The 22,379-nt window shown below is 35.3% G+C and carries 19 protein-coding genes, 2 tRNA genes and 1 pseudogene; 9 read left to right on the plus strand and 13 right to left on the minus strand.

The features are described 5' to 3' along the window. Window positions 1-23: 23 nt before the first annotated feature. A tRNA-Thr gene (locus ABWU69_RS02615) sits at window positions 24-96 on the minus strand. Window positions 97-174: 78 nt separating this feature from the next. On the opposite strand from ABWU69_RS02615, the gene rsmA reads away from it, so the two are divergent. From rsmA to ABWU69_RS02635, 4 genes and pseudogenes are all read left to right on the plus strand, one after another. Beyond that, complete coding sequence (rsmA, locus tag ABWU69_RS02620) at window positions 175-987, plus strand: 16S rRNA (adenine(1518)-N(6)/adenine(1519)-N(6))-dimethyltransferase RsmA (RefSeq protein ID WP_265025718.1); 813 nt, start codon at window positions 175-177, stop codon at window positions 985-987. Window positions 988-1,210: 223 nt separating this feature from the next. Then, a pseudogene (locus ABWU69_RS02625) lies at window positions 1,211-2,460 on the plus strand (IS4 family transposase). A 139-nt stretch (window positions 2,461-2,599) separates the two neighbouring features. Further along, on the plus strand, window positions 2,600-2,734 hold the full coding sequence (locus ABWU69_RS02630) for a hypothetical protein (protein ID WP_265035388.1): 135 nt from the start codon (window positions 2,600-2,602) through the stop codon (window positions 2,732-2,734). An 11-nt stretch (window positions 2,735-2,745) separates the two neighbouring features. After that, the gene (locus ABWU69_RS02635) at window positions 2,746-2,934 is read left to right on the plus strand and encodes a hypothetical protein (RefSeq protein WP_265035613.1); all 189 of its coding nucleotides are present in this window, start codon (window positions 2,746-2,748) and stop codon (window positions 2,932-2,934) included. Window positions 2,935-3,428: 494 nt separating this feature from the next. Here ABWU69_RS02635 and ABWU69_RS02640 read toward each other — a convergent pair whose 3' ends face one another. After that, window positions 3,429-4,730, minus strand: a complete 1,302-nt coding sequence (locus ABWU69_RS02640; protein WP_265025717.1) for a cbb3-type cytochrome c oxidase subunit I — start codon at window positions 4,728-4,730, stop codon at window positions 3,429-3,431. After that, entirely contained in the window at window positions 4,723-6,060 is a 1,338-nt protein-coding gene (locus tag ABWU69_RS02645) for a Na+/H+ antiporter NhaC family protein (protein ID WP_265035390.1), read from the minus strand. Before ABWU69_RS02645 ends, ABWU69_RS02640 begins: the two co-directional genes overlap by 8 nt. Window positions 6,061-6,210: 150 nt before the next feature. Here ABWU69_RS02645 and ABWU69_RS02650 point away from each other — a divergent pair, with 150 nt between their 5' ends. Both ABWU69_RS02650 and ABWU69_RS02655 read left to right on the plus strand, forming a co-directional pair. Next, window positions 6,211-6,498 carry a hypothetical protein gene (locus ABWU69_RS02650; RefSeq protein WP_341812790.1) on the plus strand — a complete coding sequence of 96 codons (288 nt, stop codon included), beginning with the start codon at window positions 6,211-6,213 and terminating at the stop codon, window positions 6,496-6,498. Beyond that, window positions 6,482-7,987, plus strand: coding sequence for an ABC transporter ATP-binding protein (locus ABWU69_RS02655; protein WP_265035394.1), 1,506 nt, complete (start codon window positions 6,482-6,484; stop codon window positions 7,985-7,987). Before ABWU69_RS02650 ends, ABWU69_RS02655 begins: the two co-directional genes overlap by 17 nt. A 12-nt stretch (window positions 7,988-7,999) precedes the next feature. Here the strand turns inward: ABWU69_RS02655 and lon are convergent, their stop codons facing one another. The 5 genes from lon to ABWU69_RS02680 form a co-directional block, all read right to left on the minus strand. Continuing rightward, entirely contained in the window at window positions 8,000-10,453 is a 2,454-nt protein-coding gene (lon, locus tag ABWU69_RS02660; protein WP_265035395.1) for an endopeptidase La, read from the minus strand. Window positions 10,454-10,468: 15 nt separating this feature from the next. After that, window positions 10,469-11,746: an ATP-dependent Clp protease ATP-binding subunit ClpX gene (clpX, locus tag ABWU69_RS02665; protein WP_265035398.1), complete on the minus strand. Its 1,278-nt coding sequence runs from the start codon at window positions 11,744-11,746 to the stop codon at window positions 10,469-10,471. After that, on the minus strand, window positions 11,746-12,372 hold the full coding sequence (gene clpP, locus ABWU69_RS02670; protein ID WP_265035400.1) for an ATP-dependent Clp endopeptidase proteolytic subunit ClpP: 627 nt from the start codon (window positions 12,370-12,372) through the stop codon (window positions 11,746-11,748). Before clpP ends, clpX begins: the two co-directional genes overlap by 1 nt. Before the next feature lie 11 nt (window positions 12,373-12,383). Next, window positions 12,384-13,718: a trigger factor gene (gene tig / locus ABWU69_RS02675; RefSeq protein WP_265026637.1), complete on the minus strand. Its 1,335-nt coding sequence runs from the start codon at window positions 13,716-13,718 to the stop codon at window positions 12,384-12,386. A 158-nt stretch (window positions 13,719-13,876) separates the two neighbouring features. Beyond that, window positions 13,877-13,958: transfer RNA gene (locus tag ABWU69_RS02680), tRNA-Leu, on the minus strand. 140 nt (window positions 13,959-14,098) lie between these two features. On the opposite strand from ABWU69_RS02680, the gene ABWU69_RS02685 reads away from it, so the two are divergent. Further along, window positions 14,099-14,695 (plus strand): BON domain-containing protein, encoded by a 597-nt coding sequence (locus tag ABWU69_RS02685; RefSeq protein ID WP_006279461.1) that lies wholly within the window; start codon window positions 14,099-14,101, stop codon window positions 14,693-14,695. Between the two features lie 60 nt (window positions 14,696-14,755). Continuing rightward, entirely contained in the window at window positions 14,756-15,685 is a 930-nt protein-coding gene (gene gshB, locus ABWU69_RS02690) for a glutathione synthase (RefSeq protein WP_353285358.1), read from the plus strand. Here the strand turns inward: gshB and murG are convergent. After that, window positions 15,670-16,701 (minus strand): undecaprenyldiphospho-muramoylpentapeptide beta-N-acetylglucosaminyltransferase, encoded by a 1,032-nt coding sequence (gene murG, locus ABWU69_RS02695; protein WP_265035404.1) that lies wholly within the window; start codon window positions 16,699-16,701, stop codon window positions 15,670-15,672. The genes gshB and murG overlap by 16 nt on opposite strands. 69 nt (window positions 16,702-16,770) lie before the next feature. Here murG and ABWU69_RS02700 point away from each other — a divergent pair, with 69 nt between their 5' ends. Beyond that, on the plus strand, window positions 16,771-17,166 hold the full coding sequence (locus ABWU69_RS02700; protein WP_265025707.1) for a hypothetical protein: 396 nt from the start codon (window positions 16,771-16,773) through the stop codon (window positions 17,164-17,166). Window position 17,167: 1 nt separating this feature from the next. Here ABWU69_RS02700 and lpdA read toward each other — a convergent pair whose 3' ends face one another. The 4 genes from lpdA to ABWU69_RS02720 all read right to left on the minus strand — a co-directional run bounded on the left by lpdA (window position 17,168) and on the right by ABWU69_RS02720 (window position 22,314). After that, window positions 17,168-18,553, minus strand: coding sequence for a dihydrolipoyl dehydrogenase (gene lpdA, locus ABWU69_RS02705; protein WP_353285359.1), 1,386 nt, complete (start codon window positions 18,551-18,553; stop codon window positions 17,168-17,170). A gap of 760 nt (window positions 18,554-19,313) precedes the next feature. Then, on the minus strand, window positions 19,314-19,532 hold the full coding sequence (locus ABWU69_RS02710) for a hypothetical protein (protein ID WP_353285360.1): 219 nt from the start codon (window positions 19,530-19,532) through the stop codon (window positions 19,314-19,316). Between the two features lie 93 nt (window positions 19,533-19,625). Continuing rightward, window positions 19,626-22,013: a DNA topoisomerase (ATP-hydrolyzing) subunit B gene (gene gyrB, locus ABWU69_RS02715; protein ID WP_265035413.1), complete on the minus strand. Its 2,388-nt coding sequence runs from the start codon at window positions 22,011-22,013 to the stop codon at window positions 19,626-19,628. 121 nt (window positions 22,014-22,134) lie between these two features. Beyond that, entirely contained in the window at window positions 22,135-22,314 is a 180-nt protein-coding gene (locus ABWU69_RS02720) for a hypothetical protein (RefSeq protein WP_353285361.1), read from the minus strand. Window positions 22,315-22,379 lie beyond the last annotated feature (65 nt).

The following is a 22,379-nucleotide window of genomic DNA, read 5'->3' on the forward strand; positions in this document are numbered from 1 at the left end:
AACTTTACTTATATGGGCGAGAGTGCCGGCTGTCGGACTTGAACTGACAACCTACTGATTACAAGTCAGTTGCTCTACCAATTGAGCTAAGCCGGCGTTAAACACATTAATAATATACAATTATCAATGGATTTTAGTCAACTGATTTTTAAAATACTGTATAATGAAAATAATATGAGAAAATTTTTACTGAAGCCAAAAAAGAGTCTAGGGCAAAATTTTATTTTATCGAGTGAGATAACAAAAAAAATCGTCGCTTTAGCTGATAGTCTGGAAAATTTTAATGTCATTGAAATTGGTCCTGGATATGGTGCATTAACAAGAGAAATATTGGTGCATAATCCAAAGTCTCTACTTTCTATAGAAAAAGATAGAGATTTAGTAAAACACCATGACCAACTGCTAAATGAGCATCAAGGAAAGTATAGAATTATAGAAGCGGATGCACTGCATGTTATAGAAGAAGAGCTGATAGAGCGCCCAGTCAAAGTTATTGCTAACTTGCCTTACAATATCTCGGTAGTGTTATTTTTAAAGTGGTTAAATAATATAAAATTTTTTACGAGTTTGACATTAATGTTTCAAAAAGAGGTAGCAGATCGCATTACGGCAAGACCCAATTCTAAAGATTATGGTTCCTTATCAGTGCTAAGCCAGTTGCTATGTGATATAAAAAAGGAATTTGATATTGAACCTAAAGAGTTTTTTCCAAGACCAAAAATACATTCTTCAGTAATTACAGTAAATCCTTTGCCTACCCCAAAGTTTGCAGTAAATTTGGAAACCTTAACAAGATTAACACGTGTCGTTTTTTCTCAAAGAAGAAAGATGCTGAGAAATAGCTTGCAAAATATAACGAACCACGCTGAAACTGTCCTTGAAAACGCTAAATTGAGTGGAAACGAACGTCCAGAAAACTTAACTATTGAGCAGTTTTGTTTGCTGGCAAATAATGTAGAATGCTTATTTTGCAATAAAATATATTAGCAACCATATAGCCTTTCTATCCCCTAAAAACAGTTAGAGCTATACGACAGAACGTATCCGTTCAGGCAATGGCGTCAACTTAAGGAAAAATATAAGCGATAGTGTGTAAAATTTCTCTCTAAATTTTTTACCATTAAATTATCCAGAAGCCGCAGGAAACAGCACTTTTGTTTCTATTTTATTTCAACAAAGAAGTTTAAAATGTGTCCTTTTTAGGTGAAACATGCAAAAAGGAAAAAATTTTATTCTACAAATTAAAAATATAATATACTCGAAAGCTTTTCAGAGAATCCATTGTGTTGAGTTTCACGCGAACAAGAAAACTCCCTTTTACGACAGTATTTTCTATGATTTTAAAGTTAGTTAAAAAAAGTTTGGGAATAGAATGTGAACTTATGGATCCACTAACTTGTAAAGTTCCACCCTCAAAGCAAGCTTTTTCTAAAGCAAGATATAAGATTTATCATACAGGTTTTAAAGAGTTATTGGAGCTAAGCATCCAAACAGCCTATCAAGATGAACCTGAGCTGGAGAGGCTATAGACTTATTGCAGCAGATGGTTCTGGTATGAGATTACCCAGCTCTGAGGAAATTGTATCCGAGTTTGGCCGTTTTAAACCAAATGGAACAACAGGCACAATGCCACCATTTGCAATTTGTTTGTTGATTTATGTACTTCACTGATTTGCAGTGCTCGCTTTGCGGCTTGGAATATAGGCGAACAAACGTTGGCGGAAGAGCAATTACCCGAAGTTATCACTCAAATGCGTTCATTAAATCAAAAGAAATTATTATTTATCTATGATCGTGGTTATCCTTCAGTAAAATTCATTCAGCAGCATTATGATTTGGAAGTAGATTTTATTTTTCGCTTGCAAAAAAGAAATTATAGCAAGCTATGGGAACGAATTGCATCTGGCGAATTAGATTTCGATTTTATATTAGAAAATGAAAAGCTAAAAAATAAAATGAAAGGACAGAAAGTAAGAGTTATAGTGCTGACATTAGCCAACGGAGAAACAGAGGACTTCACTTTTTGATCGAGAAAAATTTACTTTGGAAGATATCAGTAAAGCTTATGTATTAAGGTGGCACATAGAGGAGTGCTATAAACGACTCAAAGTAGGAGCAGAGTTAGAGAATTTTTCTGGGGTGAATTTAGAGGCTGTATTACAAGAATTTTGGGCAAACTTGGTCATGTGCAATATATTATCGCTTCATATGTGTGATGCACAAGGGCCTTGGAACCCAGATCAAATTGCTGAGTATCGTTTAAATTTTTCAGTTTTATTTGGTGTGATGAGACAGAAACTTTATCAAGTGCTTGTTGGAAATTGTTCGCCAAAAAACTTTCAAGCCCTTTTTGATAGAGCAAGTATACGTGCTAAAGTTAAGATCCGACCAGGGCGATTATATAGCCGCAACAAGGTAGATAAGCCCAAACGCCATCATGTCTTTAGGAGAGTTTGCTAATGAAAGCTCTTAAGTTGACGCCATTGGCTGAACGGATACCCGCGATTAGCATTAACTGATAATTGTGATTTAAGTCCGTCACAGTGCCCTTTTTTTGTCATTCTATAGCTATACCGCCGCGGCGCTAACGGGTAGCGGAATGACGAATTACTATACCGCCACGAACCGTCATACCGTCACGGTATCTCTAGATCCCGCTAATAAGCAGCGGGATGACGAATTACTATACCGCCGCGAACCGTCATACCGTCACGGTATCTCTAGATCCCGCTAACAAGTAGCGGGATGACGATTGTCAGGCTAGCTGTCATCCCAGTTTGGAATCCAGGAAAAAGAATGGTGTCATCCCAGTGCCCAGACACTGGGATCCAGGAAAGTTTGCTTGTAAACAAGAAAACTAGCATAGAAAGTGGTTACAACGTTTTCGATGAGATTATATGGAAAACTGGATTCCAGTGTCAAGCACTGGAATGACATCACAGGGGCACTGGAATGACACCTCTCTTGGGCTCTTTTAGCTATAAACATTAAGAAATTTACCAAATGAAAAAAAAGGCAAAAGAAGCCCTAGTCATTGTCTATTTTCAGTATTGGCGTTTTTTAAGTCTTAAACACTGCAATTTAGCTGCTTTTAAATGCAACTCACCTTTGTTTAAATGTTTAAGAAATTTACTAAGCAGAAAAAAAGGCAAAGAAACCCCGTGGTAATTAGTGTTCACTCTCTAATCCTGCAAATTGGCGTACATACTGTCTTAAACGACTTATAAGCGCGTTTCAGCTTATATAGGTAAAAACCTAGAAATATTGTGAAGACATAAGGTGCACATAGTGCAAAAAATTAAAAATAAGACGCCAACTACGTTGTTTTCTTGCTGTTTAATCTGCACAGATGAAGATAACTGAATACCTTCAGTTTCATGATAAGGGGGCTGGCAAAGGGTGTCAAGTAAGTTTTTCGTTTCTATGGGTCAGTTGGTACGCGCTTTGCCTTTTAACAGATGTGAAAGCACAATTATTACGAACAACATTCCACCAATAACTGATATAGCGCCACCTATAATGAAGCACGTGCGTGCTAACATTGATGAAATACTTGGCAGATCTGCAACTTTTCTTAAGGCACCATATCCACCAAGCCATACAAGTCCAGTAATATGGAGAAAATGTCCCACACTGTACGCATAAATCTGCAATTTTACGATAGAGTTTTTTACCTCTTTAAAGTTTAATTTAGGTAACAGCCAATAAATGAAATTCATAAAAGCTATAGTGATCCCAACTACAGAACCATGATAATGAGCGGGAATCGTGACATTTCCTTCAATAGTCAGCACTCCAAGCACATCTCCATAAGTGAATAACAAAAATGAATGTAATAAATAGTTGCTTTTATCATTAATAAAAGTTCTGATGTTGCAGCACACTAATATTATCAAAAAGCACGGCAAAACTGCTCCAGCAATCCTCATATGCCAAGTAAAAAACTGTATTAACTTGGCACTATCAACTGGATAAACAAAATATACAAACAGTGCACCCATAGCCAAAATTGTGTTTATAAATAGTGGTAAAATAGTAATTTTACTGTTTGAAGCTAAACTAACATCACTGAAACTCAGCATCATTAAATACACTAAAAACATTGCTTGAGCAAAAGCAAATTGCAGCAAATGTCCGCCTCCCCAAAAGAGATATTCGTAAAACAAATTCTTATCCGAGTGATATAGACCTGGAGGCATATTTTGATACGCTAAAACAAAGCAAAGAAATGATGAAACAAGTATAATAACCAGTCCAATTTGCCCAACAGAGAGAAATGAAACCTCTTTTTTTGATGTGTATGCTAGCATTGCATTTACTAATATACTGGTGGTAAACAAACCAAGACCAAATAAGAATAATTTGTTTTGTAATACGGGAATATAATTGCTTTTAATAACTTCAGTATTTGGAACGAATGCGGATATAAACATCAGCAGCATCGAAAGGGTTGATAGAACCCATGAAAAGTTAAACCAACTATTGGTATTTTGTAGGTTTATGATAAGAAGTAGAGATATTATAGAGCACATCCACACCAAAATTGACAGGTTTACGTGTATCACCAGCGCATTATCAAAAATATATTGTGCAGAAGGAATGAGAGAGGAGATAAAAGGCAGTCGTAAAAAAATAACAATTATTGACAGTAACCCAGAGCAAGCAAGGGCACATACTGCCAAGAACATCCATTTTCTACAGAGCGGAGCGTTGTCTTGTATGTTAAGCACAATCTTTTTTCTCAATTTTGTTCAATACAATATATAACACTGCAATAATACCTAAAACATAGCAATAGTATACGTGTGGCATGACTGCCAAAGGTGAAACTCCAGCAATAGTGCTAGCCAAAAGCAATTGAGCGCCATACGGTATTAATCCTTGAAATACACAAGAAAATATGCCTAGCCATGCTGCACTATAGTGAGGCGGTATTTCATATTTCTTAGCAATATCTCTAGCAATTTCACCACTAAAAATTATAGCGATGGTGTTATTTGCAAGTAAAATATCAAATATGCTGACTATTTTTGCAATAAATAATTGCGCAGTTTTTTGTCCACCACGTTGTATCATAACCCAAGATGAAAGTTTATCTGCAAGCTCCTTAGAATTTTTACCTACTAGTCCTGAAAGTCCGCCAACCATCAATGACAGTAGCATAATTTCATGCATACTCATAAACCCTTTGGTGATGTTTTGGCTTAAAAACAATAAACCATGATTGTTGTTATTTATAAATCCAATAATTCCAGCAAAAGTTATGCTTAAAACCAATGCCGTAAATACATTGATTCCAAAGTTTGCAAGCAATATAAGTATGATGTAAGGAGCCACAAGCAATAAAGAATACTCCTTAACTGAAATAGCAGCACTATTGCTTGAGCTATAAAATAATATAATTATTGTGAATATAGAAGCAATTAGTGCCACTTTTGCATTCAGTTTTAATTTTTTCTTTATATCAGCCTTTTGAGACATCACAGATGCAATTGTAGTATCAGAGATAATAGATAAATTGTCGCCAAACATTGCTCCTCCTACAACAGTTGCAACTCCTAAGGAAGGAGAAATCCCAGCTTGTGTCAGTTCAACTGCAATAGGAGCAATTGTTGCAATGGTACCCATCGATGTACCAATAGCAGTGGAGATGAAAGCTGCTACAAAAAATAATCCTATGAGTAAAAATTGTGTTGGTATAAATGAAAGAGCCAAATTAACTGTGGCATCAGCACTACCGATTGCTTTAGTTACTTCACTGAATGCACCTGCAAGTAAAAAAATGATGCACATAGTGATAATATTACGATCTCTTACCCCATCTAGAAAGGCATACATTTTTTCTTCAGTATTGCCCTTGTATAAAACCCAGCCCAGAGCTATGGCAGGAGCAATGGCTACCAGTGGAGATAACTGATAAAAAGCATTTGACACGCCAAGAACAGTAAAATATATACCACTCCCTACAAAAAGAAATAGGAACAGTAAAATAGGCAAAAAATTTATAAAATAAAACATACTTCTATTCCAGCTCTGATAAGCACAAATTAACTGTGACATGATTTATATTATTATAAACCACAGTTGGCACCTTGACCAATGTTTTTCTAGAAAGCAATCTACCAGAAAAGGTTTCCATGAAAAGGACTATTATAATATGATTGTTATCATCTACTTGAATTAAACTGGGAGATAGAATAAGTAAAAAATATGAATGACATAACAACAAAGCAAGTCATATCCTTCATCCTGAAAACGCTACGTCCATTCCCATTTCCCATTATTATAGTGTTATTAGCAGCATTAGTCTGGGCTATTGATGTTTCCTTTAGTCCATATTTAATAAAAGTCATTATAGATCGTATCAGCCACAAACAATCTTCTCAAGATATAGCAAATCCTGCCATATCCTATGTACTAATATTACTTTTACTTGAGTGTATTGCCAGGTTATACAACTACTTCGTTGAAATAAAAATGATTGCCCAATCTTCGTAAAAATATTGCCGAATCAAGCCTTGCCATGTTATTAAATCAGGATAATAGCTATTACCAAAATAACTTCTCCGGCAGCCTTGCCAACAAGGTTAATGATTTGACAAATTATATTCCGGATATTGTACAAATTACGGTTGATAGGTTCATAAGCCGCTCATTAGCGCTTGGTATTGGGATTTATTTTTTATGGCAAGTGAATATTTACTTTGCCTTGTTGATGTTAACTTGGTCGGCATTATTTGTTTTGTCTTCCTTGTTTCTTGCAAAAAAGATAACACATCTTGCAGGTGTATGGTCAGAGCTTGGTTCAAGCATTACTGGTAAAATGGTAGATATATTCTCAAACATCATGTCTGTAAGGTTATTTGCAAGCCAATACCAGGAGAAATTATCTTTGCAATCCACTCATAGTGAAGCTGTTAAAGCAGAGCAAAAACTTCAGTGGGTATATACATGGATTTTCACTTTCTATGGTTTCTCATTTGTAATCATGCAAATGCTTAATTTATATTTCTTAGTTAAAGGAAGAGAACAAGAATTAATTACTGCTGGAGATTTTGCTTTTGTTATGACTATTAATATAGCAATAGCTAATTTTCTTTGGATGATAGCCAAAGACTTCTCACAATTCTCTAAATCATGGGGAAAGATTACTCAGGCTTTGAGAACAATTACTTCAATCCCTGAAATCCAAGATCAGCCAAACGCAGCAGATCTGGTCGTTAAAAAGGGGAAAATGAGTTTTGATAAAGTTCATTTTCATTATAAAGATGCAGAACCAATATTTGAAAACAAATCCATAACAATTGAATCTGGTCAAAAAGTAGGACTCGTTGGTTATTCAGGTGCTGGTAAATCAACATTTGTAAACCTGATTCTTAGGCTTTATGACGTACAATCTGGAAAAATTTCAATTGACGGGCAAGATATTCGCAATGTAACCCAGGATTCTTTACACAAAAATATTGGCATGATTCCGCAGGATCCATCGCTTTTTCATAGGACTTTGATGGAGAATATTCGCTATGGAAAAACAGATGCTAGCGATGATGAAGTAATTGAAGCGGCAAAAAAAGCACATGCTCATGAGTTTATTTCAAAATTACCCCAAGGTTATGAGTCACTTGTTGGAGAAAGAGGTGTAAAACTTTCAGGAGGACAGAGGCAGCGTATTGCAATCGCAAGAGCTATTTTAAAAAATGCTCCTATATTAATTCTGGATGAAGCAACTTCACAACTTGATTCTGTGACTGAAAGTAATATTCAAGAATCTCTATGGGAGTTAATGCAAGATAAAACTACAATAGTAATAGCCCACCGCCTATCTACGCTTTTGCATATGGATCGTATTTTGGTTCTTGATCAAGGCAAGATTGTGGAAGATGGCATGCATCAGGAACTTCTTGATAAAAACGGAATGTATAAGACCCTATGGAATGCGCAAGTTGGTGGATTTTTGCCGGATAAAAGAGAAATGGAGATTGTATAATATCTTCTTAATCTAATGCTTCAATGTTTCCGACATAGGAAAAGTATCATCTTTATTTTCTATAGAGGAAGGCACACTATTTTGATTATCATCACCATCAATTGGAGTAGTAGGGTGCATTAAAGCAACTTTCATAACTTCATCAATATTCTTAGCAAAAACTACGTTGATCCCCTCTTTGATGCTTGCAGGAATCTCTTGCATATCTTTCTCATTTTCACTTGGTATAATCACAGTTTTGATTGATCCTCTGAGCGCTGCAAGCAATTTTTCTCTCAAGCCCCCGATAGCTAAAACTCTACCACGCAATGTCACTTCGCCTGTCATAGCAACATTTTTGTTAACTGGTATATTTGTCATAAGAGAAACAATAGACGTACATACTGCGCCGCCAGCAGAAGGGCCATCTTTTGGTACAGCACCCTCAGGTACATGCAAATGTATATCATTATTTTGGAATTTTTCGGGCTTTATACCAAAAAATAAACAATTTGATCGAATATAACTATACGCAGCTTTTATAGATTCTTGCATAACCTCTCCAAGCTTTCCTGTGTATTTTATTTCTCCCTTGCCCGGAATTAGGACTGATTCTATCATCAAAATATCACCACCTGTTTCAGTATAGGCAAGCCCAGTTACTATTCCCACCAAACTCTCATTTTCTGCAATACCAAAGGTATATTTACGTACCCCTAAATAATCTTGTAAATTGTCAACTCCTACGGATATTTTCTTATTTTTATCAGTCAATATTTCTTTAACTGCCTTTCTCATGAGCTTTGCAAGCTCCCTTTCCATACTCCGCACACCACTTTCACGTGTATATAAACGTATCAACTCGTATAACGCCTCATTAGTTATGTCCCATTCCTTCTGATACAAACCATGCTCCTTCTTTAACTTCGGAATAAGGTGGTGTGTAGCAATACTGATTTTTTCATCTTCAGTATACCCGGACAATTGTATAATTTCCATCCTATCACGCAAAGGATGTGGCAAATTTAAGCTGTTTGCCGTAGCTACAAACATTACACTTGAAAGATCAAACTCAACTTCCAAGTAATGATCCGTAAAGTGTTTATTGTGCTCAGTATCTAAAACCTCAAGTAATGCAGATGCAGGATCGCCACGCGAATCAGAACCCATCTTATCTATTTCATCAAGCAGAAAAAGCGGGTTGCATGAATTAGCTTTTTTCATGTGTTGAATGATTTTACCAGGCATTGAGCCAATATAAGTTTTCCTATGCCCTCGTATCTCGGACTCATCACGCACACCACCAAGAGCTATGCGAACAAAATCTCTTCCTACTGCTCTTGCCATAGACTTAGCTAAAGAAGTTTTACCAACACCTGGCGGTCCAACTAAGCAAAGTATAGGACCTTTTATCTCTTTTACTCTTTTTAATACTGCTAAAAATTCTATTATTCTATCTTTTACTTTCTCTATGCCATAATGATTTTCATCTAAGATTTTTTTAGCTGCATTTAAGTTAATTTTTGCATCTTTGTACTTTCCCCACGGCAAATCAAGTAACCAATGCAAGTAACTAGATATAACTGTAGCTTCAGGAGAAATGGGATTCATTTTCTTGTATCTCTTCAAATCAGTTATAGCTTTCTCTCTTGCTTCCTGAGAAAGCTTTGTTTCATTTATCTTTTTTTCAAATTCATTGAGTATATTCCCTTCATCACCATTCTCAAATTCACCTAATTCTTTCTGTATAGCTTTCAATTGTTCGTTAAGGTAGTAAACTTTCTGAGTGCTTTCAACTTGCGATTTAATTGTCTTATATAAACGGTTTTGTGCGTTCAAAATACTTATTTCTCTCTCAATAAAAACAAAAGCTTTTTTTAAACGCTCTTTTGGGTCATAAGCCTCAAGTATGCTTTGTTTATCCGATACTTTTATATTTAAATGTGAAGCTACCGTGTCTACAAGTTGATCAACTTCTTTGATTTGATCAATGGGGTTAATGGCAACTTCAGGCTGATTTTTCTTGTTTAGCTTACACCAGCTATCGAACGCGTCTATAACAGATCGCCTTAAAGCTTCTAAGTCAATATTGTCTTCATCTTCTTTATAATGATTGTCTAACTCTACCCTGGCTTGTAATAAAGTATGAGAGCTAATATATTCTACAACTCTTCCCCTTCTTATCCCCCGGATTATAACTTTTACTGCATTGTCAGGCAATTTTATTAATGGTTGTATAATGTTTGCTAACACACCTACTTCATAAAGATCTTCTGGCTCTGGATTATCAACAGAGCCATCTTTCTGTGCTACAAGAAAAATCTCATTTTGGTGACTACTACTACTTATTGCATACTCTAGTGCATTAACAGATTTTTCTCTGCCTATGAATAAAGGCACCATTATATTTGGAAAAATTACTACATCTCTTAAAGGTAATACTGACAATGCAGCAAAACCAGAGCTCACAGCACGTTCAATGTTCATAATATATGCCTCAAATTAATCATTAACCGTTATAACATTGCCATTATTATTATGATTAACCGTTGCTTTTCCTAACTCTACCATTTTCTTAGTGATTACTATAGTGCTACCTTCAAAGCCTCCGTTTCCAGATGTATACATAATGTCAAGCAAAAGTGACTCTAAAATAGCACGTAACATTCTTGCACCTGTTTTATAACTTATAGCCTTTTTAGCAATAGCTGATATTGCTTCATCTGAAAACTCAAGGTTTACTTTGCTAAACGCAAGCAATGCTTTGTACTGTTTTATTAGCGCATTTCTTGGTTCTGTCAAAACATGTATTAAATCTTCATGATCCAGCTCATCTAAAACAGCAGTTATTGGAACCCGCCCTACAAATTCGGGTATTAAACCGAATTTGATTAAATCTTCAGGTTGAACATCATGTAAAGCATTTTTTTTCTTTTGCTCTTTAGACTGACTTATATCTGCTCCAAAGCCAACTGATGTTCCCTTTTTTCTCGCTTCAATAATTTTATCGAGGCCTTCAAAAGCTCCTCCACAAATAAACAGTATGTTACTAGTATCCACTTGTATAAACTCTTGTTGTGGATGTTTTCGCCCTCCTTGTGGCGGAACATAAGCAACTGTACCCTCCATAATCTTAAGCAGAGCTTGCTGGACCCCCTCACCTGAAACGTCACGGGTTATTGAAGTGCTTTCAGATTTTCTTGTGATCTTGTCTATTTCATCTATAAACACTATACCACGCTGTGCTTTTGCAACGTCATAATTTGCAGCTTGTAATAAACGCGACAACACGCTTTCTACATCATCACCCACATAACCTGCCTCAGTTAAAGTTGTCGCATCAGCCATAGCAAATGGCACATCTGAAACTTTAGCAAGTGTTTTGGCCAGCAAAGTCTTACCAGAACCAGTGGGACCAATAAGCATTATATTTGACTTCTCGATTTCGATATCACTTATAGCATGAAATTGTGCCATGGATTGACAATGGTTATACATAGCTACAGATAAGACATGTTGCGCATGTTCTTGACCTACAACATGCTTGCTAAGAAAATTTTTTATATCCTCAGGTTTCTTTAGTAATAGCTTCATATCAGATATACGATCTGAATTAAAAGATCTATCTTTCTTTTGACTTATTGCTTTATGGGATAATTCTATGCACTCATTACAAATAAACACCTTTAAACCATCCGAAGAGTTAGTAATCAATTTATCTACTTCATCTTGCGCCTTGTTGCAAAAAGAACAGTAGTGTAAATCATTATTGTTATCCATTAACCCACCTTTTGTTTAACTTTAGTATTTTCAATTTCAATATCTGTACGCTCAGCTATCACCTTGTCAATTAAGCCAATTTTCCTTGCTTCTTCAGGATCCATGAACTTATCTCTTTCCATCATTCCTTCAATTTTCTTCAGTGAATTTCCAGTATGTTTTTCATAAATTTGATTTAGTTTTTTCTTAACTCGCAAAATCTCATTAGCATGTATTTCTATATCAGTTGCTTGACCATGATAACCACCAGATGGCTGATGTATCATAATTCTTGAATGAGGTAGAGAGTAGCGCTTACCTTTTGTACCAGCTGCAAGCAATAAAGAACCCATAGATGCAGCTTGACCTATACATAAAGTTGAAACGTCTGGGTTTATATACTGCATTGTATCGTAGATCGACAAACCAGCAGTTACAACACCACCTGGTGAGTTGATGTACATACAAATGTCTTTATCGGGATTTTCCGATTCTAAAAATAAAAGCTGTGCTACTATTACGCTAGCCATGTTGTCCTCAATAGGACCTGTTACGAAAATTATTCTTTCTTTCACTAGTCTTGAATATATGTCATAAGCGCGCTCACCGCGACTAGTTTGTTCAACTACAATTGGTATAAGAGTCATACCTTTTCCTATTAAATATTACCAAACAATTCCTTTAATTCTTTCACAGAAATAATCTGCTCTTCTTTACTAACTTTTTCTATTATATAATCTGTCACTTTATACTCAAGCGCTTGCCCTCTAACTAATTCTTGAAATTGTTTATTTGATTCAAAATGCTTAAGTACTCTGTCAAACGGTACATCCTTACTGACATATTGATTTACAATAACATTCAAAACATCATTTTGAGTTAATGATATTTTATGTTCTGCACTAAATTTCATAAATAACATAGCAAGCTTTACACGTTTTTCAGCTTCTTTACGAGAATCATTTTGAGCACCCAGTTCTCCTTCCATTCTTTGTTGCTCCTGTTTTACTATGTCTGTGGGTAAATCAAAACTATAATTAGCATCCAAATAATCAAACAGCTCCTTTTTAATTAAGAGATTTCTCATTTCGGTACACTGATCACCAATCATTTTTTTTGCATGATTTATTAGCAAAGAATAATCTTTAAAACCAATACTCTTAGCTATTTCATCATCATTTTCAAAATCTTTGGCAATTTGAATCTCATTAACTCGCACAGAAAAATCAGCTTCCTGTCCTGCAAGGGAAATGGCTTGGTAATTTTCAGGAAATTTCAACTTAAAGTCCTTTGTTTCTCCCTTTTTCATACCAGTTAATTGATCTTCAAAACCATTAATAAATGTGCCAGACCCTAAATTAACGGCAAAATTTTTGCTACTTCCACCTTGAAAGAGCTTATTCCTAATCCGCCCTTCAAAATCAATTATCAATTTATCCCCATCTTTCGCTTGATAAGAAGCATCATCAACAGAGGCAAAATTGGGGAATTTTGTTTTGATAGAATCAATAAATTCTTTTATATCTTCCTCTTCAATCTTTGCCTCAATTTTCTTTAAGTTTATTTTGTCAAGATCTATCGCCGGTACTTCAGGCATCGACTCAAAAGATAGCTTGTATACAAAATTGCCCTCCTCATTTTCTTTGCCCAGATCTGGTAATGATATAACATCAACCTTAGGATAAATGTGAGACTTGACTTCAATTTTTTTCATCAAATCACTTGAGCAATAATCAATTGTATTATTTATCACATATTCCAAAGCTTCGTTTTTATAATTTGCAACAACAAGGTCATAGGGCATCTTTCCAGCCCTAAATCCAGGTAATTTTGCATTTTCTGCTATCTCCTGCAACCTGGAATCTACCTTTTGTTTTATATAATCACTACTAACTGTGATTTCATACTCATGCTTTAGTTTATCTATACTAAGCTCTTTGTAGGTATATACGCTACTTACTTCGACTGTATTTTGAGGTATATTATTAGACATCATAATTCATTTATTAATATTTTAATTCATATCTTAATAGAGTCATTTTACCAGAATTTAAGTTAAACACAATCCTTAAGAACAGGTTTTTATACAAATAAAAGTGTATTTAGTGATTATAAATTTTCCCTTAAAACCTAAGTTACATGACTTTAAAGTGCGGATAGAGGGACTTGAACCCCCACGAGCAAGCTCACCAGGACCTAAACCTGGCACGTCTACCAATTCCGCCATATCCGCAAGAAATTTTCAGTACCCTATTATAGGTATTCCATTAAAAATATTCAAGGTTTAAAGTCTTACTTAATTTATGGTGTTTACACAATCAAAAAAGCTTATTAACATTTCTTAATGAAAGCTCTAAACCCTGAAAATCAATAATGAGATTAATAACAAGCTTCTTACTCGCAATTTTTTTGATTACACAAAGTGGTTGCACAACCCTTATAATAGGTGGTGTGGTGGCTACAGCGACAGCAACAGCAATAACAATGCAGGATAAATCCTTGGGAAATATCATTGATGATACGACTATGGTCATCAGAATTAATAAGGGACTCTTAAAGCATGGACTATTTTCATCCATAAAGGTTAAAGTAAGTGAAGGAAGAGTATTGCTCATTGGAAGTGTTGACACTCCTGAAAAACAACTTACAGCAGAAAAAATAGCTTGGCAGCAAAAAGAAATTAAAGAAGTGATAAATGAAATAAGAGTAATACCAATTCAAATGGCTTCCATGCTAGACACCACTGTAGATGGCATGATAACAGCGGAAATAAGAACAAGACTCCTGGGAAAAAGAAATATTAAGTCAATTAATTATAGCGTTAATACGGTTGATAGAGTTGTTTATTTGATGGGTATAGCCCAAAATAAAGCGGAATTAAAAGCTGTAATAGCAATTGCAAGAAAAGTAAAGGGAGTAAAACAAGTTGTAAGTTATGTACGATATAGGTACAGTAAGTTACGCCATTAGGCAAAAATCGCCTTCAAATTATAACATTTGTACAATTGTGACAATAGGTAGAGAACATAAATGAAAGTTGCCTTTCAGATGGATGAAAATATAAATTTTGAAACTGACACTACATTCGTGCTAATAAAGGAAGCACAAAGGAGGAAGCACGAAGTTTTTGTCTATGCTCCTAACAATTTAGCACTAAAGCTAAACCATCCAATTGCTCTGGCTCAGAAAGTCAGTGTTGATGATTTTAGTTTTATCTCTAAAGAGGATGTAGCTATCAACTTGAATGAAATGGACATCATATTTATCAGACAGGATCCACCCTTTGATATGCGTTATATTACAACAACATATATCTTAGAAAAAACTAGCGCATTGGTAATTAACAATCCAACAGAAATAAGAAATTGTCCTGAAAAATTGATAACTTCATTATTTCCAGAGTTAATTCCGCCGACTTTGATTACTGAAAATATATCAATGATTAGAGATTTTTACCGCAACTATAAAGATATTATTCTGAAGCCATTGTATAGTTATGGAGGAAACGATGTGATAAGAATACAAGACGAGAATAGTATTCAAGTAGTAGTGGATCTCATGATAGCAAAATATGAATGTCCTGTAATTGCGCAATCATTTTGTAAAAACATAGATAAAGATAAAAGAATATTGCTACTTTATGGTCAACCAATTGGTGTAATGAAACGAGTTCCAAAGATTAGTGGAGAGATTAGGACAAATGTGCGGCTCGGAGCAAGTTTTGAGCCCGCTCAAATAAACGATAGGGACAATGAAATATGTAACAAAATTGGTCCTGAATTAAAGAAAAGAGGGCTAATATTTGTTGGTATTGATATTATAGATGACTTCCTGCTCGAAATTAACACAACTTCACCCACGGGAGTAGTTCATATCAATAAATTGTATAATATATCGCTAGAAAAAGATCTTTGGGATGTGTTTGAAGAAAAAGCAAGCAGCCATCAACTAAACCTGTGAACAATTATTTTAACAAACTCAGTAGTCCCATTCTTTATCCCTGTTTTTTTTGTATTACTGGTCATATCACGCAATTTTTGAGAATTACTGAGTAGATCAAATAGTAACTCTGTTAGATTTTTTTTTGCTTCACTATTCTGCTCAACTATTACAGCTGCTCCCGAATCTTCAATATATTTTGCGTTATAAAATTGGTGATTATCTTTTGAGTAAGGGTAAGGAATATATATAGTGGAACGCCTAGCAAGAGTGATCTCTGCTATTGAAGTTGCTCCTGCTCTGCTAATTACCAAGTGAGCATTGGCTAGTCTATTTCCCATATCATCAAAAAATTCACTTAATTCACAATCGATCTTTTCACTTTTGTATAGACTCTTGACCTTGTTTACATTTTTCTTCGTACATTGCTGCATCACTCTAATTTTCTTTTTCATTTTAATAGGCAAATTACAAATTACGCTGCTTACCACATCATCAAAAAAATTTGCACCTTGGCTGCCTGCTATGACCAATATGTTTAGGACTTTCTCAGTGCTAGAATGGCTCTGTGCTTTTATATCAACAAAATTTCCTGTAAAAATACATTTATTGCCTTCTGCATATTTAGTCTCCGGAAAGCTGGTTGCAATTAATTTTGCACTCTTGAAAAAGAATCTATTTACTCTCCCTAAAACTGTGTTTTGTTCATGTAAAATTATAGGTATAGAAAGAACTCTTGCTGCAAGAAGAGTTGGAAAAGAAGCGTAGCTACCAAACCCAATTACTAATCTTGGCTTCAATTTTCTGATTTTATATATTGCTAGCACACAACTATACATTAATAAAAGGAAAAACTTAAATTTGTTGCCGCTCGGTTTACGTAATGGTAAGGTGTAGTTTTCTATGTCGGTATTTTTATTTGTTTTTTTATCAGTGAATAATATGCAATTGTATCCTTGTGCCTTTAGTGCTCTTGCTAAAGTTATAGCTGGAAAAATGTGTCCGCCTGTGCCACCTGTTGCTAAAATAATATCCATCTGTAAATAATGAATCCTAGATTGTTAACTGTTATTTAATAATTTGCACGTAGAATTTTATTAAGCTTTATGATAGTTGAGTTAAAAATGCCTAAAAGTAGTAACAGTAAAAAAGAATCTAACGTGAAAAATAAGCCTCAAGAACAAAGAGAAGGCAGAAGCGGAGGTTTTTTAGAACTGCTAAAAAATATAATAAAAATTCTTTTCAATTCGGTTGTTGACCTACCTGAGCACGAGCAGCATAATAAAATGAAAAGCACTAATCTACAACAAGGTTTGGATACTAAAGGAAAAGGCCCAGAAGATCTTCATCCAAAGGCAAAGCTTAAAGTTAAAGAAGCAGCTAAGGGATTGAAAGAAGAGTTACAGAATTCTGATGCTGGTGGTAATCAATCTATTGAAACTAAAGTGCCTAATCAAACTACTACTCAAGACATTGACAACTCTAAAACGATGGAACGTTAGTTCAACTATTTAACGACTCATCATCTGCAGCAAGCACTGATTCGTGTATCATCTCTGAAATGGTTGGATGAGGAAAAATCGTAGATTTTATGTCGAAGTCTGTTCCTTCTAGTTGCTTTGCAAGAGCAAAATTGCTAATTAACTCCGTTACTTCTGCACCTATCATGTGGCTACCCAGAAGTTTGCCTGTCTTTTTGTCTATAATTGTTTTCACTAACCCTTCAGTTTCACTGAGTGCAATAGACTTACCATTAAAGTTAGAGTGAAATTTTCCTATTTTTACATCATACCCACCTTTTATTGCCTGTTCCTCAGTAAGGCCGATGCTCGCTATTTGTGGATGAGAATAAGTGCAATTTGGTATGCATTCTTTTTTTAACGCATGAGCACTTTTACCAGCAATCTTTTCAACGCAGATCACAGCTTCATGGCTCGCTTTATGTGCTAAACATGGTGGGCCAGCTACATCACCTATTGCATACACATTTGATTCACTAGTTTCATACCATTCATTCATTTCAATAAAACCAGAAGGGCTTAATTTAATTTTTGTATTTTCTAAACCTATATTTTCAATATTTGCTTGAATTCCAACCGCAACAATCACCTTATCAAATTCTTTGCTTTCACCATTACTCAGTTGCACTTGAGCAGAGTCTTTACTTTTAGTAAGAGCTTTTACGCTACTATTTGTATATATTTTTATCCCCTGTTTTGTGAATATTTCTTGTGCTAAATCTGAAATGTCTTTATCCTCCAGCGGCAAAATAGTGCTCTTTATCTCTATGATTGTTACATCAACTCCCAAAGTACTATAAAAACTTGCAAATTCTATTCCAATTGCGCCAGACCCTATAATTAGTAGTGATTTTGGTAATTTGCCCGGCATCATAGCATGCTGCGCATTCCATATTAAATCTCCATCTGCCTCTATTCCAGGCAGATTCCGTGCCCTCACGCCTGTTGCTAAAATAATATGCTTGGAAACAATTTCTTGTTCTTCCTTATCGCTAACAACTTTTATAGTACTATTGCCTGCAAGTTTACCAAAGCCTTGATGAACTTTGATGTTATTTTTTTTCATCAAATATGCAACGCCACTTGATAATTTATCAACAACGCTTCTTGAATATTTCACTATTGATTGTATATCAAAACTCGCTCCTTTTACTTCTATACCAAACTCTTTTGATCTTTTTATTAGCCTATAAACCTCAGATGCTCTAAGCAGTGATTTTGTTGGTATACATCCCCAATTTAAGCATATACCGCCTAAATTTTTTTCTTTTTCCACAATTGCAGTTTTAAATCCAAGCTGTGCCGCTCTAATTGCTGCTATATAACCACCAGGACCGCTACCTATAACCGTAATATCATACTCATTCATCAGTTTTCTTCGTATTCAAAAAGATTATATATAACAGATGGAACCCGTATGATCAATATTCAGGTAGCTGACAACATAGAAACGAAAAAACTTACTTGACAAACTCCGCCAGCCCCCTTATCATGAGACTGAAGCTATTGTATTTGCTTTCGCCAATCTGCAGATTAAAAGGTAAGGATTACTTAATGTATCGGCGTCTTATGTTCAATTTTTTGCAGTATATAGATACTGTATGTCTTTACAAAACTTCATCTACATCTAGATTTTTATCTAAATAAGCTGAACGCGCTTATAAAGCGTTACAAGACATCAAAAAATGCCAATACTCGACAGAGATAGTAAAAGACTAGCTAACTCGGGGATTCTTTGTCTTTTTTTCTGCTTAGTAAATTTCTTAAACATTTGCAGCGTAAGTTAGTTGCAATTAAAAGCAGCTAAATCTTGCTTGTCAAGCGTTTAAAACATAAAAAACGCCAATATTTTAAAGCGGATAATAACCACGGGGCTTCTTTTGCCTTTTTTTTCATTTGGTAAATTTCTTAATATTTATAGCAACATGAACAAACATTTGAGAGTAACTTCCGCTAGTAGGGTGTCATCCCAGTGCGTGACACTGGGATGACAAAAAAGGGGCTACTCGGATGACACCGTCATAAAGGAACCAGTGTCAGCTACTTGCATGACACCATTCTTTTTCCTGGATCCCAGTGTCTGGGCACTGGGATGACAAGAAAGGAGCACTGGGATGACAAAAAAGGGGCTACTCGGATGACACCGTCATAAAGGAACCAGTGTCAGCTACTTGCATGACATCATTCTTTTTCCTGGATCCCAGTGTCTGGGCACTGGGATGACAAGAAAGGAGCACTGGGATGACAAGAAAGGAGCACTGGGATGACAAGAAAGGAGCACTGGGATGACAGGAGAAGGGGCTACTCGGATGACAACGAAGAGCTACTCGGATGACAAAAAGGGGCACTGAAATGACACCGTCATAAAGGAATCAGTGTCAGCTACTTGAATGACACAGTTTTTGCTTAAACCCGTAACGTTCGTACATTTTGCTAAAAGTTTAAATATCAACATCATGCACGTTGAGTGCATTGCTATTAATAAAGTCACGGCGTGGTTCAACTATATCACCCATTAGTATTGAAAATATGGAATCAGCTTCTTCACAATCTTTTATTTCAACCTTCAATAAAGTTCTAGCCTCAGGATTTAACGTAGTATCCCATAGCTGATCAGCATTCATTTCACCAAGACCTTTAAATCTCTGCAGAGTTAAACCCTTTTTACCATAGTCCATTATTATTTTTGCAAGTGCACTTGGAGAAGTGATTCTTATTTCAGTTTCTTGTGATTTTAAAAATGAATCGCCATTAAATAAGTTACTTATACCATCAAGCAAACTTAATATGTTTTGCATATCTTTGCCTTCAAGCATACTAAGTGCAAATATATATTTGTCTGCCAATCCTTGAAATAATTTAGAGATGTGAATTTCTTTTTCTTCATCTTTTATTTCTACTTCCCAAGTGTATTCGCTGTACATTAATTTTAAATACTTTAATATCTCATCAGCCGATGATAGAGCATTCTTTTTGCTTAAAATTAGCAATGACTCTAAGAGATTTTGTGGTATTTCTCTATCATAATTTTTGCTAATATTAGAAATGCTAACACATTTATTCAAAATAAGGCGCAAGTCGTTAAATTCTGTAGTTGTACCACTTAGTGTTAATCTTTTAACTGCTGAGTTTATTATATACTCTTCAAAAGTTTCGTCATCTTTAATATAAGTGTCTTTAGCATTCTTTGTAACTTTATAGAGGGGTGGCTGTGCTATATATAAATATCCCTTATCAATTACTTCACGCATATGTCGAAAGAAAAAGGTTAGAATCAAAGTCCTGATATGTGATCCATCAACGTCTGCATCTGTCATAATGATAATCTTATGATATCTAACTTTCTCAACATTAAAATGCTCACTTCCTATTCCAGCACCAATTGCAGTAATTAAAGAGCCTATTTCTGCAGATGAAAAAATACGATCTAAACTTACACGTTCCACATTCAGGATTTTTCCTTTTAAAGCAAGTACAGCTTGTGTTTTTCGATTACGACCTTGTTTTGCAGAACCACCTGCTGAATTACCTTCTACTATAAATAATTCTGACAATTCGGGAGCTTTTTCCTGGCAATCAGCAAGTTTTCCTGGCAGAGTTGCAATATCAATACTGTTCTTATTCTTAACTAGTTCACGTGCCTTTCGAGCAGCTTCTCTTCCTTTTGCTGACCTAATTGCTCTTTCTACTATGCTTGCCGCCAATTTGGGATCAGTTTCAAGGATTGTGCTCAATTTATCAGAAACTATACTTTCTACAACTGCACGTGCTTCAGAACTAACTAGCTTGTCTTTTGTTTGTGAAGAAAATTTAGGATCAGGCATCTTAAGAGATAAAACACAAGTTAAACCTTCTCTAACGTCCTCTCCAGTTAAATTTACTTTTGCTTTCTTTAAGAACCCTTCATTAGTTGCATAGGTATTGATGCACCTAGTTAAGGCGGACCTAAACCCTGCCAAATGCGTACCACCATCTCGTTGCCTTATATTATTCGTGAAGCATAACATATGTTCATAGTAGGAATCATTCCATTCCATCGATATTTCCAAGCTGATGCCAAGATCTTCTGCATCTCCTTTCATACTGGCAATTTTAGTTACATGTGTCTTATTCTTATCTAAATACTGCACAAAATTTGCTGTACCAAAATTGTCTTTAGATTGATTGCTCTGATTGAAATGAGATTCTGTATATGGTTCATTGCGCAAATCACGTAAAGTAATGTCGATATTTGAATTTAAAAATGCTAATTCTCTTATACGACTTTCAAGCGTTGAGTAACTGAAATTAATGCCATTAAAAGTCTCTGTTGATGGCATGAACGTGACTTTAGTTCCTCTTTTGTTTGTATTTTCGTTGACTACCTTTAAAGGTTCAATAGACTCACCATCTTCAAAACGCATAAAGTGTTCTTTCTTATTGCGCCAAATAATTAATTCCAACCAGCTTGATAATGCATTCACAACTGAGATTCCAACACCATGTAATCCCCCAGAAACTTTATAGGTATTATTGTCAAATTTACCACCAGCATGGAGTTGAGTCATTATTACTTCTGCTGCTGATATTCCTTCTTCTTCATGAATGTCAGTTGGAATGCCACGACCATTATCAGTTACAGATACTGAACCATCTTTATTTATGCTAACTTCAATTTTATCACAATATCCAGCTAAAGATTCATCTATTGCGTTGTCAATAACCTCATATACCATGTGGTGCAAGCCAGATCCATCGTCAGTGTCACCAATGTACATACCTGGACGTTTCCTTACAGCATCAAGACCCCTTAAGATTTTTATTGCATCGGCATTATAACTATTTTCCATGGTATTGCTTCGTTTATGAATGTTAATTAATATTACATTCATATATGCTGATTAGCAACATTTTTAAACTGATAACCCATATTAAAAGCACAACTTTACGAGTATCTGTTCAGACGCATGGCTAATGTACAAATACTGAAACAAAAATTCCAGTGCTCCCTTTCTTGTCATCCCAGTGCTTGACACTGGGATCCAGATTGGGCACTAAGTTGGTAAACACGAAAGCGGTTAATCCTTTACAACGTTTTTGATGAAACTGTGCAAAAGGACTGGATGCCAGTGTCACGCACTGGCATGACACCCATTTGTTCCTATAGTTGTCTTTTCTCGCCTACCTTATTTTGCCACTCTGCTGAACAGATACCT

Origin of the sequence: Wolbachia endosymbiont (group A) of Beris morrisii (genome assembly GCF_964028185.1) — a bacterium.
In the GTDB taxonomy this organism is placed as follows: domain Bacteria; phylum Pseudomonadota; class Alphaproteobacteria; order Rickettsiales; family Anaplasmataceae; genus Wolbachia.

Bases quoted from the DNA above. Each gene is read 5' to 3' on its own strand.
- rsmA (WP_265025718.1), top strand. From the start codon at position 175: ATGAGAAAATTTTTACTGAAGCCAAAAAAGAGTCTAGGGCAAAATTTT.
- ABWU69_RS02630 (WP_265035388.1), top strand. From the start codon at position 2,600: ATGACGAATTACTATACCGCCACGAACCGTCATACCGTCACGGTATCT.
- ABWU69_RS02635 (WP_265035613.1), top strand. From the start codon at position 2,746: ATGACGATTGTCAGGCTAGCTGTCATCCCAGTTTGGAATCCAGGAAAA.
- ABWU69_RS02645 (WP_265035390.1), bottom strand. From the start codon at position 6,060: ATGTCACAGTTAATTTGTGCTTATCAGAGCTGGAATAGAAGTATGTTT.
- ABWU69_RS02650 (WP_341812790.1), top strand. From the start codon at position 6,211: ATGAATGACATAACAACAAAGCAAGTCATATCCTTCATCCTGAAAACG.
- lon (WP_265035395.1), bottom strand. From the start codon at position 10,453: ATGAACATTGAACGTGCTGTGAGCTCTGGTTTTGCTGCATTGTCAGTA.
- clpX (WP_265035398.1), bottom strand. From the start codon at position 11,746: ATGGATAACAATAATGATTTACACTACTGTTCTTTTTGCAACAAGGCG.
- clpP (WP_265035400.1), bottom strand. From the start codon at position 12,372: ATGACTCTTATACCAATTGTAGTTGAACAAACTAGTCGCGGTGAGCGC.
- tig (WP_265026637.1), bottom strand. From the start codon at position 13,718: ATGTCTAATAATATACCTCAAAATACAGTCGAAGTAAGTAGCGTATAT.
- ABWU69_RS02685 (WP_006279461.1), top strand. From the start codon at position 14,099: ATGAGATTAATAACAAGCTTCTTACTCGCAATTTTTTTGATTACACAA.
- gshB (WP_353285358.1), top strand. From the start codon at position 14,756: ATGAAAGTTGCCTTTCAGATGGATGAAAATATAAATTTTGAAACTGAC.
- murG (WP_265035404.1), bottom strand. From the start codon at position 16,701: ATGGATATTATTTTAGCAACAGGTGGCACAGGCGGACACATTTTTCCA.
- ABWU69_RS02700 (WP_265025707.1), top strand. From the start codon at position 16,771: ATGATAGTTGAGTTAAAAATGCCTAAAAGTAGTAACAGTAAAAAAGAA.
- lpdA (WP_353285359.1), bottom strand. From the start codon at position 18,553: ATGAATGAGTATGATATTACGGTTATAGGTAGCGGTCCTGGTGGTTAT.
- gyrB (WP_265035413.1), bottom strand. From the start codon at position 22,013: ATGGAAAATAGTTATAATGCCGATGCAATAAAAATCTTAAGGGGTCTT.